10 protein-coding genes are annotated in these 14,016 nt (G+C 65.6%); 3 read left to right on the top strand and 7 right to left on the bottom strand.

What is annotated here, in order from left to right; all coding sequences use genetic code 11:
* Nucleotides 1-85: 85 nt before the first annotated feature.
* Nucleotides 86-1,483 (bottom strand): serine hydrolase domain-containing protein, encoded by a 1,398-nt coding sequence (locus EGM71_RS15715; RefSeq protein WP_188485622.1) that lies wholly within the window; start codon nt 1,481-1,483, stop codon nt 86-88.
* 285 nt (nt 1,484-1,768) lie between these two features.
* Between EGM71_RS15715 and EGM71_RS15710 the strand changes: the two genes are divergently transcribed.
* Both EGM71_RS15710 and EGM71_RS15705 read left to right on the top strand, forming a co-directional pair.
* Nucleotides 1,769-3,097 (top strand): NTP/NDP exchange transporter, encoded by a 1,329-nt coding sequence (locus tag EGM71_RS15710; protein ID WP_188485621.1) that lies wholly within the window; start codon nt 1,769-1,771, stop codon nt 3,095-3,097.
* 77 nt (nt 3,098-3,174) lie between these two features.
* On the top strand, nt 3,175-3,525 hold the full coding sequence (locus EGM71_RS15705; RefSeq protein ID WP_188485620.1) for a DUF1304 domain-containing protein: 351 nt from the start codon (nt 3,175-3,177) through the stop codon (nt 3,523-3,525).
* A gap of 502 nt (nt 3,526-4,027) precedes the next feature.
* On the opposite strand, the gene EGM71_RS15700 is transcribed toward EGM71_RS15705, so the two are convergent.
* The 3 genes from EGM71_RS15700 to EGM71_RS15690 form a co-directional block, all read right to left on the bottom strand.
* Nucleotides 4,028-4,495, bottom strand: coding sequence for a hotdog fold domain-containing protein (locus tag EGM71_RS15700; RefSeq protein WP_188485619.1), 468 nt, complete (start codon nt 4,493-4,495; stop codon nt 4,028-4,030).
* Nucleotides 4,496-4,570: 75 nt separating this feature from the next.
* On the bottom strand, nt 4,571-7,048 hold the full coding sequence (locus EGM71_RS15695; RefSeq protein WP_188485618.1) for an acyl-CoA dehydrogenase: 2,478 nt from the start codon (nt 7,046-7,048) through the stop codon (nt 4,571-4,573).
* On the bottom strand, nt 7,045-7,962 hold the full coding sequence (locus EGM71_RS15690) for an alpha/beta fold hydrolase (RefSeq protein ID WP_133935352.1): 918 nt from the start codon (nt 7,960-7,962) through the stop codon (nt 7,045-7,047). Before EGM71_RS15690 ends, EGM71_RS15695 begins: the two co-directional genes overlap by 4 nt.
* Nucleotides 7,963-8,115: 153 nt before the next feature.
* Between EGM71_RS15690 and EGM71_RS15685 the strand changes: the two genes are divergently transcribed.
* Nucleotides 8,116-8,718: a TetR/AcrR family transcriptional regulator gene (locus EGM71_RS15685; protein ID WP_005418411.1), complete on the top strand. Its 603-nt coding sequence runs from the start codon at nt 8,116-8,118 to the stop codon at nt 8,716-8,718.
* A 142-nt stretch (nt 8,719-8,860) separates the two neighbouring features.
* Here the strand turns inward: EGM71_RS15685 and EGM71_RS15680 are convergent, their stop codons facing one another.
* The 3 genes from EGM71_RS15680 to EGM71_RS15670 form a co-directional block, all read right to left on the bottom strand.
* The gene (locus EGM71_RS15680) at nt 8,861-11,737 is read right to left on the bottom strand and encodes a TonB-dependent receptor plug domain-containing protein (RefSeq protein WP_188485617.1); all 2,877 of its coding nucleotides are present in this window, start codon (nt 11,735-11,737) and stop codon (nt 8,861-8,863) included.
* Between the two features lie 383 nt (nt 11,738-12,120).
* On the bottom strand, nt 12,121-12,969 hold the full coding sequence (locus EGM71_RS15675) for a hypothetical protein (protein WP_014038162.1): 849 nt from the start codon (nt 12,967-12,969) through the stop codon (nt 12,121-12,123).
* Nucleotides 12,970-13,085: 116 nt separating this feature from the next.
* Nucleotides 13,086-13,979, bottom strand: a complete 894-nt coding sequence (locus EGM71_RS15670) for an Hsp33 family molecular chaperone HslO (RefSeq protein WP_100440374.1) — start codon at nt 13,977-13,979, stop codon at nt 13,086-13,088.
* Between the last annotated feature and the right edge of the window lie 37 nt (nt 13,980-14,016).

Raw genomic sequence — 14,016 nt, 5'->3', positions numbered from 1 at the left:
AGTCGAGCAGGGCTCGACGCTACAACGGCCAACAAAAAAGGCGGCCCGCAGGCCGCCCTTCATGCTCACTGTCGAGCCCGGCTGATCAGCGCGGCGAAGCCACTGCGCGATTGCCCGAGGCGCCCTTGCCCTTGCGCTTGTCCTGCTGCGCCGGGCTGGCGCCCTCGGCCATCAGGTTGTCGCTGCCGAAGTCGGTGTCCACGTCCAGCCAGCGCTGCGCCGGCAGGCCGAGCGCGGAGTCGAGCACGGTCGGCAGCAGGCCGCTGGGCAGGCCGCTTTCGCCATTCCAGAGGATGGCGATGCCGAGATCGCGTTCCGGCACCAGCGCGACCAGGCCGCGATAGCCCTGCACGGCACCGGCATGGAACACCACGTCGTGGCCGGCGTAGTCGAAGGTACGCCAGCCCAATGCGTAGCCGGCCGAATGCAGGCGCTCGCGGCGCCAGCCCGAACGCATCTCGCCGGGGGTGTTGATCAGGCTCGAATGCAGGGTGGCCAGCAGCGGTGCCGGCAGCACGTCGGGGCGATGGCCGGTGTGGGCCAGCAGCCACTGCGCCATGTCGCTGGCGCTGGCGTTGACGCCGGCCGCCGGAGCAACGCGGTAGTAGGTCGGCTTCGGCGTCAGCGAAACCCAGCCGTTGCGGCTGCGCACGTGCGGACGTGCCCAGCGCGAGCTGGCCTGGATGCCGGCCAGGCCGAGGCTGGCATCGTTCATGCCCAGTGGCTTGAAGATGCGGCGCTCGACCGACTGCTCGTAGAAGCTGCCGGAGGCTGCATAGACGACGTCGCCGATCAGGCTGAAGGCCACGTTCTGATAGGCGTAGCAGTCGCCCGGCAGGCACTTCAGGCTGGTGTTGGCCAGCTTCTGGGTCAGCGAGTAGTACTCGGCGTTGCCTTCGATGTCGCGGTCGTAGGCGTTGTACGGCAGGCCGACGCGATGGCTGAGCACGTCGGCCACGGTCAGGCGATCGGTGGCTTCCGGCGAGTTCAGACGGAAGCCCGGCACATAGTCGGTGACTTTGCTGTCCCAGCGCAGCGTGCCGTCGTTGACCAGCAGGCCGGCCATGGTGCCGGCGAAGGCCTTGGACAGCGAGGCCAGGCGGAACACGGTGTGCGCATCGACCGGCAGCGGATTGTTGACGTCGGTAACGCCATAGCCGCGCGCGCTGAGGATGCGGCCACCCTGCACGATCGTCACTGCCATGCCGGGCACGCGCTCGCCATAGGTGAGCTGCTGCGCCATCGACTCGATGTTGGCGACGTTGAAACCGGCGGCCGGCGCCTGCACCTGCGGCACCAGGCCGGTGCGGTAGGCGGCCGGCTGGGTGTGGGCAACGGCGGTGGCGGCCGATTCGATGTTGGCCGGCATCGGCGGCAATGCCGGCGGGGTCTGCGCGGTGGTGGACAAGGCAACGGGCATCAACATGCCCAGCAAACCGGTGGCCGCCGAACGGATCGGACGACGCAGGCTGTTCTTTTTCATCGGTTGGACCCGTGCGCGACTGCTGATGGCGATTCTAGCGCCGCTTTTCCCTTGTGCACAAACAAAGCGAAGATGAATGCGCATCTCGTTGAAAAAGTTGGAATTTTGACGCCCCGAAAGCGTGTGTCGGAACGTGTCATCCAGGCCCGGCCACAGCGCCCATCCCCAGGCGGGAGGGCGCGTCGTGCTGGCGATGTTGCGGTGCATTGGCTAACGTACGCGCTTCACCGCCCCGGAGCCTGCCATGCCGCTGTCCAACCGCCGTCTTCAGGCGAGGGACACCGCGTGAGTGCGGTACGGGGGAAGGGGCCGCTGCAGGGCCTGACGGCGGCACTGCGCGAGTCGCCGGCGCTGTGGTGGTCGTTCCTGTACTTCTTCTGCCTGCTCAGCGGCTACTACGTGCTGCGCCCGGTGCGTGAGGCCATGGCCGCCTCGGCAGACCTGGAAACGGTGTTCCCGCCCGTGCTGATCGCCTGGTTCGCCAGCCACGGCGTCGCGTTGAAGGACTTCGTCCTGCAGTTCCTGTTCTCCTGCGTGTTCGTGATCATGCTGGTGCTGCAGCCGGTGTACGGCTGGCTGGTCAGCCGCTTCCCACGCCGCGTGTTCCTTCCCGTGGTGTACGGCTTCTTCATCGTCACCCTGCTGGGGTTCTACGCACTGTTCGACAGTCAGGTGCCAGGGCGGGGCATGGCCTTCTTCCTCTGGGTCATGGTGTTCAACCTGTTTGCGGTGGCGGTGTTCTGGAGCTTCATGGCCGATGTGTTCTCCAACGCGCAGGCGCGTGCCTACTACGGCTACATCGGTGCGGCCGGTACCGTTGGCGCGTTCCTCGGCCCGTTGATCACCAGTGCGCTGGTGCAGCGCGTGGGCATCGCCAACCTCATGCTGGTCTCGGCGGGATTCCTGATCGTGTGCCTGTTGTGCATCTGGCGGCTGCGGCACTGGGCGGTGCTGCGTGAACGCGAGCAGCAACTGGTGTCCGGCGAGCAGCCGATGGGCGGCAGCGTGCTGGACGGCCTGAAATTGATCGTGCGCGAGCCGCTGCTGCGCTGGCTGGCGGTGATGGTGGTGTTCGGCGTGGGCGTCGGCACGCTGCTGTACAACCAGCAGGCCAGCATCGTGCGCGCGGCCTTCACCGACCCGGCGGCCAGTACCGCGTTCTTCTCGCGCATCGACCTGGCGGTGAACGCGCTGGCGCTGCTGATGCAGGTGGGCCTGACCCGCTGGCTGCTGTCGCGCCATGGCATCGCGCCGGCACTGCTGATTCCCGGTTTCGCGATCCTGATCGGCTTCTCGGTGCTGGCGGCCTCGCCGATGCCGTTGATGGTCGCAGTGGTGCAGGTGATGACCCGCGCCAGCGAGTTCGCACTGGCCAAGCCGGCGCGCGAGACGATCTACACCCGCGTGGACCGGCAGTGGCGCTACAAGGCCGGTGCAGCGATCGACACCGTCGTGTACCGCGGCGCGGACCTGGGTTTCACCTGGATCCACAAGGCGCTGACCCTGTTCGGTTCGCACGTGGTGTTCATCGGTGGCGTGCTGGTGGCCGGCTTCATGACCCTGGCTGCGTTCGGCGTGCTGCGCGAAGAAAAGAAGCTGCCGCGCGACCGCTGATTTTCCGGGGTCAGATGCCTTTCCCACGGGGGAAAGGCATCTGACCCGATTCTTCTTCCCTGTCCAAGGAACCGCGCATGTACTGGATCTCACTCGCCCTGACCTTGCTGGTCTCACTGCTGCACGTTTATTTCCTGGTGCTGGAGATGTTCCTGTGGACTCGCCCACTGGGCCTGAAGACCTTCCGTAACACGCCGCAGAAGGCGGAGGTCACCCGCGTGCTGGCGGCCAACCAGGGCCTCTACAACGGCTTCCTGGCGGCGGGCATCGTGGTGGGGCTGGTGATCGATCAGCCGGTGCTGGTGACGTTCTCGCTGGCCTGCGTAGTGGTGGCCGGGTGCTATGGCGCCTACAGCGTGAGCCGCCGCATTTTCATGATCCAGGCGGTGCCTGCGATCCTGGCGTTGGTGTTTCGCGCGCTGACGTAGTTTCCAGCCAACGGCGCAGCCCCTCGTGGGGTGGCCGCGTAGAGCTTGTCATGGGGTTGGCCGGGCGGGTTGGGTTCGCGGGGGACGCCGCAAGTACGTCCCTGTAGGCTTGGCCGCGGCATCCATGCCGCGGACACCCCCGCGAACCCAACCCGCCCGGCCCCTGACAGTTTCCGTGGGCGGCCAGCCCACGGAGAAGAAAAAGAAGATCAACAGCAACAGCGGGTCGCTGCGCTCGTGGGTTCTGCGCGCATGAAAAAAGCGGCCGATGGGCCGCTTTTGCTTCTGCTTTTGCTCTTCTTTTTCTCTTCCGTGGGGGACGCCGCAGAGATCCGTCCGAGGCCGGAGGGGTGGGGCCGGGCGGGGTATCCGCGCCATGGATGGCGCGGCTAAGCCTACAGGGACGTACTTGCGGCGTCCCCGCATGGACCCACCCCTCCGGCCCAACCGACAAACCGCTTTCGCCGTCCACCCACGAGGGGCTGCGCCGTTCGCGGGAACCTCACTTCGCCGGCGACATCCACATGTCGATGACCGCGCTGAACACTTCCGTCCCCGCGCGGTCGCGCACGCTCACCATCACTGGCAGCGCATAGCCCTCGGCCGCGACGACAATCGGCTGTGCCGGCAGCGCCACCGCCTGCAGCGTGCCGCGTGCCTTGGCCAGGTACTGCACCTGCATCCCCTTCGGGATCCAACGCATGCCCTTTGGCAGCGACGCGTCGACCATCAACCCAGCGGTCAGTTCGGCCAGGTTGCACATCGCGATCGCGTGCACCGTGCCGATGTGGTTGCGCACCCTGCGGCGGTCGGCCAGCGTGCCTTCGCAGCGACCGTGTTCCAGGCGGGTGATGCGTGGCGCGATGCTGGCGAAGTAGGGGGCCTTGAAGCACACCGCGCGCGAGAACAGCCAGTTGCCGGCGGGCCAGCGCTGCAGGCGGTGGTAGAGCGAGAGCAGGGGCGTGGACATGAGAGGTATTCCGGTCGGCGGATAAAGCGACGGCGGGCCAAGGCCCGCCGTCGAGGCAACGCGTGTCGCGGGCGATCAGGCCGCCTGCGAATGCGGATCCTTGTGCTGGCGGTCGTAGTAGCTGGCCGCACGCAGCTCGTGGGTGTCGAAGTCGTCCACGGTGATGGTGTCCAGGGTCAGCGTGCGCAGTTCTTCCAGCAGGCTGCGCTCGTCCTGGGTGATCACGCCTTCGGCCACGGCCTCGTCCAGCTGGGCCTTGAAGTCCAGCGCCTCGATGCCCTTGCTCTTCAGCGCCTTCAGGAACTTGCGCTCCACCGGCTCGGCCATGATCGCCTTGCTCAGGTAGCTGTTGATGCGGCCACCCGGGTTGTTCTCGCACGGGGTCAGGAACACGCCACTGGCCAGGCGGTCGCGGGCTTCGTTCGGCGCCATCAGCAGGGCGGCGACGCGGCGGCTCAGGCGGTCGCCCGGAGCCTCGGCACGACGGCCCAGCGGGAAGATCAGCGCCCACATCAGCCAGCCGATCGGACGGATCGGGAAGTTGCGCAGGGCCGCCGACAGCGACTCTTCGATCTTGTGCACGCTGTCATGGAAGGCCCAGGCCAGCAGCGGCTGGTCGGCCTGCGGTGCGCCTTCGTCGTGGTAACGCTTGAGCATGGCGCTGGTCATGTAGACGTGGCTCAGCACATCGCCCAGGCGGCCGGACAGCGATTCCTTGAACTTCAGCTTGCCGCCGAGGGTCATCATCGAGATGTCGGCCATCAGCGCCAGGTTGGCCGAATAACGGTCCAGCTTGCGGAAGTAGCGGCGGGTATAGGCGTCGCCCGGGGCGGCACCGAAGCGTGCGCCGGTCAGGCCGAACCAGAACGAACGCACGGCATTGGAGATGCCATAGCGGATGTGGCCGAACAGGCTGCGGTCGAAGTCCTGCAGGCCGGCACGGGTGTCCGGATCCTGCGCAGCCTTCATTTCCTTCAGCACCCACGGGTGGCAGAGGATCGCACCCTGGCCGAAGATCAGTAGGCTGCGGGTCATGATGTTGGCGCCTTCCACGGTGATCGCGATCGGCGCGGCCTGCCAGCTGCGGCCGGCGAAGTTGCGCGGCCCCAGGATGATGCCCTTGCCGCCGATCACGTCCATCATGTCCGAGATCACTTCGCGGCTCATGTTGGTGCAGTGGTACTTGGCAATCGCCGACGGCACCGACGGCACGTCACCACGATCGACCGCGGCGGCGGTGGCCTGCGACAGTGCGCTGATCTTGTAGGCCTTGCCGCCGATGCGGGCCAGCGCTTCTTCCACGCCCTCGAAGCGGCCGACCGACAGGCCGAACTGCTTGCGGATGCGCGCATAGGCGCCGGTCACCGCGGCACCGGCCTTGGCACCGCCGCTGGCGGTGGACGGCAGGGTGATCGAGCGACCCACGGCCAGGCACTCGTTGAGCATGTTCCAGCCCTTGCCGGCCATGGCTGCGCCACCGATCAGCTGGGTCAGCGGGATGAACACGTCCTTGCCGCGGATCGGACCGTTCTGGAAGGTCGAGTTCAGCGGGAAGTGGCGACGGCCGATTTCAACGCCGGCGGTGTCGCGCGGGAGCAGGCCCAGGGTGATGCCGATGTCGCGGGTATCGCCGATCAGGCCATCCGGGTCGTACATGCGGAAGGCCAGGCCGATCAGCGAAGCGACCGGGGCCAGGGTGATGTAGCGCTTGTCGAAGGTCAGCTTGACGCCGAGCACCTGCTCGCCGTTCCACTCGCCCTTGCAGACGATGCCGTAGTCGGGAATCGAGGTGGCGTCGGAGCCGGCGAACGGACCGGTCAGGCCGAAGCAGGGCACTTCGCGGCCATCGGCCAGGCGCGGCAGGTACTGGTCCTTCTGTTCCTGGGTGCCGTAATGCACCAGCAGTTCACCCGGGCCCAGCGAGTTGGGCACGCCGACGGTGGAGCTGACCACCGAGGACACCGAGGCCAGCTTCTGGATCACCTTGTGGTGGGCCAGCGCGGAGAAGCCCAGGCCGCCATATTCCTTCGGGATGATCATGCCGAAGAACTTGTTCTTCTTGATGAAGGCCCACAGTTCCGGCGGCAGGTCAGCGTGGACATGGGTGATTTCCCAGTCGTTGACCATGGTGCACAGCTCTTCCACCGGGCCATCGAGGAAGGCCTGTTCTTCAGCGGTCAGCTGCGGCTTGGGGTAGTTGAGCAGGATGTTCCAGTCCGGATCACCGGTGAACAGTTCGCCCTCGAAACCGACCGAACCGGTTTCCAGCGCGATGCGCTCGGTCTGCGACAGCGGCGGCAGCACCTTGCGGAACACCTTCATCATCGGGCCGGTCAGCAGCGGCTTGCGGATGAACGGCAGCAGCAGCGGCACGGCGATGACGGCAAGCACGGCGGCCGCGACGATCGTGGCGGTCTGGTTGACGTAGGGAATGAACCAGCAGGCGGCCAGCAGGGCCACGCTGATCAGCGTCCAGGTAACCAGCCGCATGCGGTGGTAGGCGACGAAGGCGCCTGCCAGCAGCAGGGCGAGGAAGGGAAGAACGATGCTCATGAGCGTGCTCCGGTGACGTGCTCGTTTGTGGCGGACGAAGCCGCAGCGTCCGCTGCGGGCAACACGTCCAGATAGTCCAACACAGTAGCGGTAAAGGCGTCGTTGTCATCGCCGGCGACCATATGGGTGGCCTGCGGCAGCTGTACATGGCGCGCATGCGGCGCCAACGCCAGGAATTCGGCCACGGTCTGCGGCGTGACCAGGTCGCTGCGGCCGCCGCTGACCAGCAGCAGCGGGCACTTCACCTGGCGCGCGGCTTCGGCCAGTGCGTCCTGGTGCTGTTCGCTGTCGCGGGCCAGTTCGGCCACCAGGCGCGGATCCCAGTGCCAGCGCCAGCGGCCGTGGCCGTCCTCGCGCAGCAGCGCACGCAGCGACTGCTCGGATTTGCGTGGACGGTGCGGCATGTACGCCGAGATCACGTCGGCGGCCTGGGTCAGCGAGGCGAAGCCGTCGGGATGGGCGGTCATGAAGGCGAGGATGCGCTCGACACCAGCGGTATCCCAGCGCGGGGTGATGTCCACCAGCACCATCGCCGAGAACAGGCCCGGCCAGCGCGACTCGGCCAGCAGGCCGAACAGGCCGCCCATCGAAGCGGCAACCAGAACCGGCGGGCGCGGCTGTTCACCGGCCAGCACGATCAGGTCGTCGGCGAACTGCTCGCCGTGATAGGGCAGGTCGGCGGCATTCCAGTCGGAATCGCCATGGCCGCGGGCGTCATAGGCCAGCGTCTGCAGGCCAGCCGCATTCAGTGCGCGGGCGGTGGCATTCCAGGCGTGGCGGGTCTGGCCGAAGCCATGTGCGAACAGCACCCGGCCGCGCCGGCCATGGTCGCTGGCGGTCGCCGCCAGGCGGGCGCCATGGGCGGCGTCCAGGCGCAGGTCATGGAACGCAGCGGGAGTTGGGGACGTAACCATACTTGCTAGTATGGATTGCTTCGGGGGGAAGTCAATACTGTACGGTATGGTGCGCTGCGGAAGTCGCCTGAATGGACCCTTCCGTGGGGCCTGCGACGGTTTCGACCGCAACCGCGTACTGCAACGAACCCCGGCGTATGGTTAAATCAGCCCATGAATCAACCTGACGCTTCCGCCGGCGAACCGCGCGCCGGCCGCAACAGCCGCCTGAGTGCCGAAGACTGGGCCCAGGCGGCCCTCGATCTGATTGCTGAACAAGGTGTCGGCGCCGTCGCGGTGGAGCCGCTGGCACGGCGACTCGGCGTTACCAAGGGCAGTTTCTACTGGCATTTCCCTTCGCGCGATGCATTGCTGCAGGCGGCGCTGGAACGCTGGGAACTGTTCGAACAGGAGCAGGTGTTCGGCAGCCTGGAAGACGTACCGGATCCGCGCGTGCGCCTGCGCCAGCTGTTCCAGATGGTGGCGCATGAAGTGCAGCCGCACATCATCTACAGCGAGCTGCTGAAGGCACTGGATCATCCGATGGTGCGGCCGGTGATCGACCGCGTCTCGCAGCGCCGCCTCGATTATCTGGTCGCCTCGTTCCGCCAGGCCGGCCTCAGCTCGACCGATGCACGCCATCGTGCGCGCCTGGCCTATGCCGCCTACGTCGGCTTCCTGCAGTTGTCGCTGCAGCTGCAGCAGCCCAAGCAGGCACGCGAGGATTTCGAAGCGTACGTCGAGCATCTGATCGAGACGCTGATTCCGAACGGATGAGCGCCCGGGAATGATGTCGAAGGAAGGCCGCGGCGACACCGCGGCTTTTTTTTGTTGCGCGCCGGCCAGTCTCCTTCCAGGGCGTACAAAGAACAACGGCCCCTTGCGGGGCCGTTGCTGCATCAGCTGATCAGATTGCCGATCAGAACTTCTGCTTGTACTGCATGTACATGAAGCGACCGATGTCGTAGCCACCGTAGTAGGAGAACTGCGAGTTCGGTGCCGAGTACATCTGCGGACCGTAGTGGTCGAACACGTTACGCGCACCGACGGCGATGGTCGCATTCCACGGTGCGTTCCAGGAGACCTGGACGTCGTGGAACATGGTCGAACCACGCTTGTTCATCGGCTGGTCGCGCACCGGATCCGGCGAACCGAAGTCCGGCAGGCTGCACTCGTCACTGTAGTAGCAACGCTCCTTGACGCTGGAGAAGTAACGGGTGCCCCAGGTCACGCCCCAGTCGCCACGCTCCCAGCCAAGCACCAGGTTCGAACGCAGGCGGAAGTTGCTGCCGAAGCCGTTGAGGATCGACACCGGCACCTGCTGCGCATTGGTGGTCTTCAGCACGTTCTTGGTGACGTAGCTGTTCTGCAGGTTGGCGTTGAAGGTACCCCAGCTGTCGGTCTCGAAGCGGTACGCCACGTCGAAGTCGAAGCCTTCGGTTTCCTGGTAACCGGCATTACGCGGAGCGTAGGTCAGGTTGGTCACGTTGTGACGGTTCGGATCACGGGTGAACGAGTTGCAGCGCTCGGCGATGCCGAGCACGTAGCAGTCGTTCAGCTGGTCATCCGGGCTGTCAACAACGATGGTGTTGGTGATCTTGATGTTCCACCAGTCCAGGCTCATGTTCAGGCCCTGGGCGAAGGTCGGGCTCCACACCAGGCCAACGGTCTTGGACTTGGACTTTTCCGGGGTCAGGTCGGGGTTGGAGACGGCGTTGAACGGATCCGGCGTCTGCTCATCCGGACCGCTGGCCGGCACGTAGCCCTGGCGCAGCTGGCGGAAGGTGCCGGAGGTCGGGCCGATGGCCGCGGCACAACGGGCGGCGACGCCCGGCTGATCAGTTGAGCCGAACGAGGTATCGCACGGATCGGTGAAGTACGCGAAGGTCTGCGAGCTGCCACCGTACAGATTGTCGATGGTCGGCGCACGGAAGCCTTCGGCGTAGGTCGCACGCACCAGCAGCTGGTCGATCGGCTTCCACTTCAGGCCGAACTTGTTGTTGGTGGTGTTGCCGAAGGTGTTGTACTTCGAGTAACGCGTGGCGGCGTTGAAGCTCAGTTCCTTGGCACCCGGCAGGTCGGCCAGGATCGGAACATTCAGCTCCAGATAGACTTCGTTGACGTTGTAGCCGCCACCGGTCGGGCCGGCGGCCAGGTCGGTCGAGTAGCCGGTCTGCGACAGGGCGTCCGGATTGTACGAACCCTTGTCTTCGCGGTACTCGTAACCCAGCGCGAAGCCCAGGTCGCCGGCGGGCAGGGTGAACAGGCTGCCGGCGATGTTCGCGTAGTAGGTCTTGGTGGTGACTTCACCGGTGTTCTTGGTGGTCGGGAACAGGAACTGCTGCAGATCCGGGTTGCCGGTCAGGCCACCGTCACCGGTACGGCCGTACGGAATGGCCGGGTTCCACGGCAGGCAGCCGCCGGCGCCCGGGCCATAGATCGGGTTGGAGCCATCGACCAGGCCTGCTGCCGTGCCGCACTCGACGCGGCCGGTGGCCGGGTTGAAGAACGACGGACCGGTGGCCGCATTGACCGCCAGCACGTTGTAGTTGCCGGTCTGGCTCTGCTGGTTCTCAGAGTTCTGGTAGATGTAGCCGGCTTCCCAGTCGAAGTACTTGTCATTGAACTGGAAGCTGCCCTGCAGGGCGCCGGTGAAGCGGAAGGTGGTCAGCTTGTTGGTCGACAGGCGCGGCACTTCCCAGCCACGGCGCATGAAGCCCATGTCCTTGCCGAAGGGGTTGTAGTAGCTGTCGGCATCCCACTTGGCACCCAGGCGCTCATACGACGCGGACTGCAACGGATAGCCTGCGACCTGGGCCTGCGACTCACGACGGGTGTACAGCAGGTCGGAGACGAAGCGGATGTTGTCGGTCAGGTCGTACTGGACGTTGGCGAACACCGAGCGACGCTTGGTCGGCGTCAGCAGGTGCATCTGCGTGTTGGAGTTGCTGGTGTCACCGGTGATGCCGTCGAAGTCCTGATCGTGGTACTGGTTGACGTCGCGGTAGTCGCCACCGCGGTTCAGCACCAGCCAGTCATCGGTATCCGGATCGATGATGGTGCCCCACTGGCTGACCGGGCTCCAGTTCTGGGCCGGGTGGAAGGTGGTGCGCGGATAACGGCTGAACCAGCGGTCCTTGGCCCACACTTCCTTTTCTTCGGCGTATTCGGCGCCGATGGTGATCGAACCACGGTCACCGGTGAAGCCGGCCACGAAGTCGTAGCTGGTCTTCTGGCCGTCGCCTTCGCCGTACTGGCCGATGTAGGCGTTGGCTTCCAGGCCCTGGAAGTTCTTGCGGGTGATGATGTTGATCACGCCGGCGATCGCGTCGGAGCCGTAGATCGACGAGGCGCCGTCCTTCAGCACGTCGATGCGCTCGACGATGGCCGACGGAATCTGCGACACGTCCTGCAGGCCGCTGACGCTGGCGCCGAGGCGCTTGCCGTCAACCAGCACCAGGGTGCGCTCGGCACCGAGGTTGCGCAGGTCGATGTAGAAGCCACCGACGGCTTCACCGGAGGACAGCGGCTCGGAACGGCTGATGGCCGGGCTGCCCGCGGCTGCGATGTTCTGCAGGACGTCGGCAACCGTCTTGAAGCCGCTCTTCTCGATCGCAGCGCGGCTGATGCTCAGAACGGGCTGGGCGGTTTCGGTATCGACCTGACGGATGCGCGAACCGGTGACCTCGATACGGTCGAGGTTGGTGGCTTCCTGGGCGTGGGCCGTCGCGGTGGTGGCACCGGCGACAAGCGCGATCACAACTGCGTCACGCAGCTGGCTGGACTTGAGTTTCATTGGCTCTCTCTCTCCAAGAAATCTTGGCTGGGGTTAATGCCCGGCGGGGGAGCGAAAAAGCGCTCCCAAATCGCGAGGCTGACCCGATAGTAACGGGCGTTCGCCAAGAATTAAAGCTGTGTTAATGAAGTCTGTGATTTTAGTAAAAACATGCTTTTTTCATGCCAATCAACAGGTTGCTGGCATGGTCATGTCGTTCTGCCTCGTTTGTTAACGCAGAATGATGAAAAAAGTTTCGATTGATATGTATCTCACTATGTCGAGGCGCCCTGTTTCATCACGCTTCGGCGATACCGATTACGCACGTGCGCGGCAGGCATGCATATGCAAAAGGCGCCTTTCGGCGCCTTTGGGAATATCGTTGCTGAGCCTGTTTACCGGGATCAGAGATCCTGTTCGTAACGCACATACGGCACGGTGCCGTCGTCGTTGCTTTCATTGCGCGGGGAGAACGGATTCTTGCCGCGGCTGATCACATTCTCGGCGCCGACGGTGAGCTGGCCGGACCACGGGGTACGCCAGGTCAGGCCGATGCCCAGGCCTTCCCACTTGCCGGGCTTGCCCGGGACGTCGACCACGCGGCCGATGATGCTGCCGGTGAAGTTGCCGTAACCGGCGCCGATGCTCAGGCTCTTGCTGTCCCAGCGGTCGACGATGGCCGGCGAGGCGTCGGCCAGCGGAACCAGGCGCGCCTTGGCGTAGGTACCGGCAATGGAGACGAAGCCTTCACGACCGATATTCTTCTGCGCGAACACGGTCAGATCGTTCTGCTCGGCGCGCAGCGAGGGCGTCTTGTTCGGGCCCGACAACCAGGCGGGCAGGGTTTCACGGCCGGTGCCGGCGGTGATGCCCAGGCGGCTGTTGCCGCGGTTCAGCGCAGCGGTACCGCTGAAACGACGGCTGTTCAGATCATCCTCGTCGCCCAGGCTGGCCAGCATGCAATGGCTGGCCAGGCCGCTGATGCTGGTACCGCTGCTGCTGTTGCAGAGCAGGCCCAGCGAATCGCCGGAGGACAGGCCAAAGGCCGCATCCAGCGAATTGCGTCCGAAATGCCAGCGGGCGCCGGCCGCCTGTTCGCCGGTCGGCTCCAGGTACAGCAGCGCCTCGACCTTGCCGCTGCCCTTGTTCCACACCGGCAGCACGGTGCGGGTGTCCTTGCTCTGCGCATGCACGCCCGTGATCGCGCCAAGGGCAATCAGCAGGGCCAGCGGTAGACGCAGGTAGGTACGCATCGGACCAGTTCAGACAGGGACGGACAACGGAAGTTCCCGTGGGGACGGGAACTTGATCCTAGGGTGTTTATGAATTCTTAACAAGCCTTGATCCTCCCCAGGTACAAGACTGCCGTTTACTGAAGTCGTTCAGGCGCCGGTACAGCCCCCTGGGCGCCGTGGAACAGTATGCCGAACTCCGTCAATGGAAAGTGATACTCGCGCCCGCAGAATTCGCAACGTACCTCGACGGCGCCGGTGTCCTCCGCGGCTGCACGGGCCTCCTCTTCCCCCAGCGACTGCAGCATGCCGGCCACCCGCTCGCGCGAACAGGAGCAGGCGAAGGACAGCGGCTTGCCACCCAGCAGTTCCGGTCGCTCCTCGTGGAACAGGCGGTGCAGCAGCTGCTCGGCCGGGGTCGCCAGCAGTTCGGCCTTGCCCAGGGTCTCGAACAGGGCGCTGGCGCGGGCCCAGCCGTCCTCGTCGCCTTCGTCGCCGGGCAGCTTCTGCAGCAGCAGGCCGGCGGCACCGTTGCGGTCGGCCGCCAGCAGCAGGCGGGTCGGCAGCTGCTCCGACTGGCGGAAGTAGTCCTCGAAGGCCTCGTCCAGTTCCGGCGCAGTCAGCGCGACCAGGCTCTGGTAACGCTGCGGCTCGCGCGGGTCCAGGCCGGGGTTCTCGATGGTGATGGCGAGGATGGCATCGTCGCCGAGGCTGGACAGGTCACGCGGCGCATCGGCGCCTTCGCTGAGCTGGGCGATGCCGCGCAGGGTGCCGCCGGCAGTGCATTCGGCGAACAGGGTACGCAGGGCAGTGCTGCTGCGCAGCTGCACTGACAGGCGGCCGTCGATCTTGGTGTGGCCGGTGAACAGTGCCGAGGCGACACAGGCCTCGCCGAGCAGCTCGGCGGCGGCGTCCGGATACGCGGCGTGGGACAGGATTTCCTGCCAGGTGGCCTGCAGGTGCACATGCACGCCACGCACGCCGGCGTCGGGGAGCAGGAAACGGATCAGGGAATCGGAGTTGGCGGTCATCGGCTCACATCGCGCGTAAACGGGGGCGGTTGCCGGA

Origin of the sequence: Stenotrophomonas maltophilia (assembly GCF_006970445.1) — a bacterium.
Classification (GTDB): Bacteria; Pseudomonadota; Gammaproteobacteria; order Xanthomonadales; family Xanthomonadaceae; genus Stenotrophomonas; species Stenotrophomonas maltophilia_AU.
The sequence above is the reverse complement of the archived record's forward strand: the minus strand, read 5'-3'. Positions and strand labels throughout refer to the sequence as shown.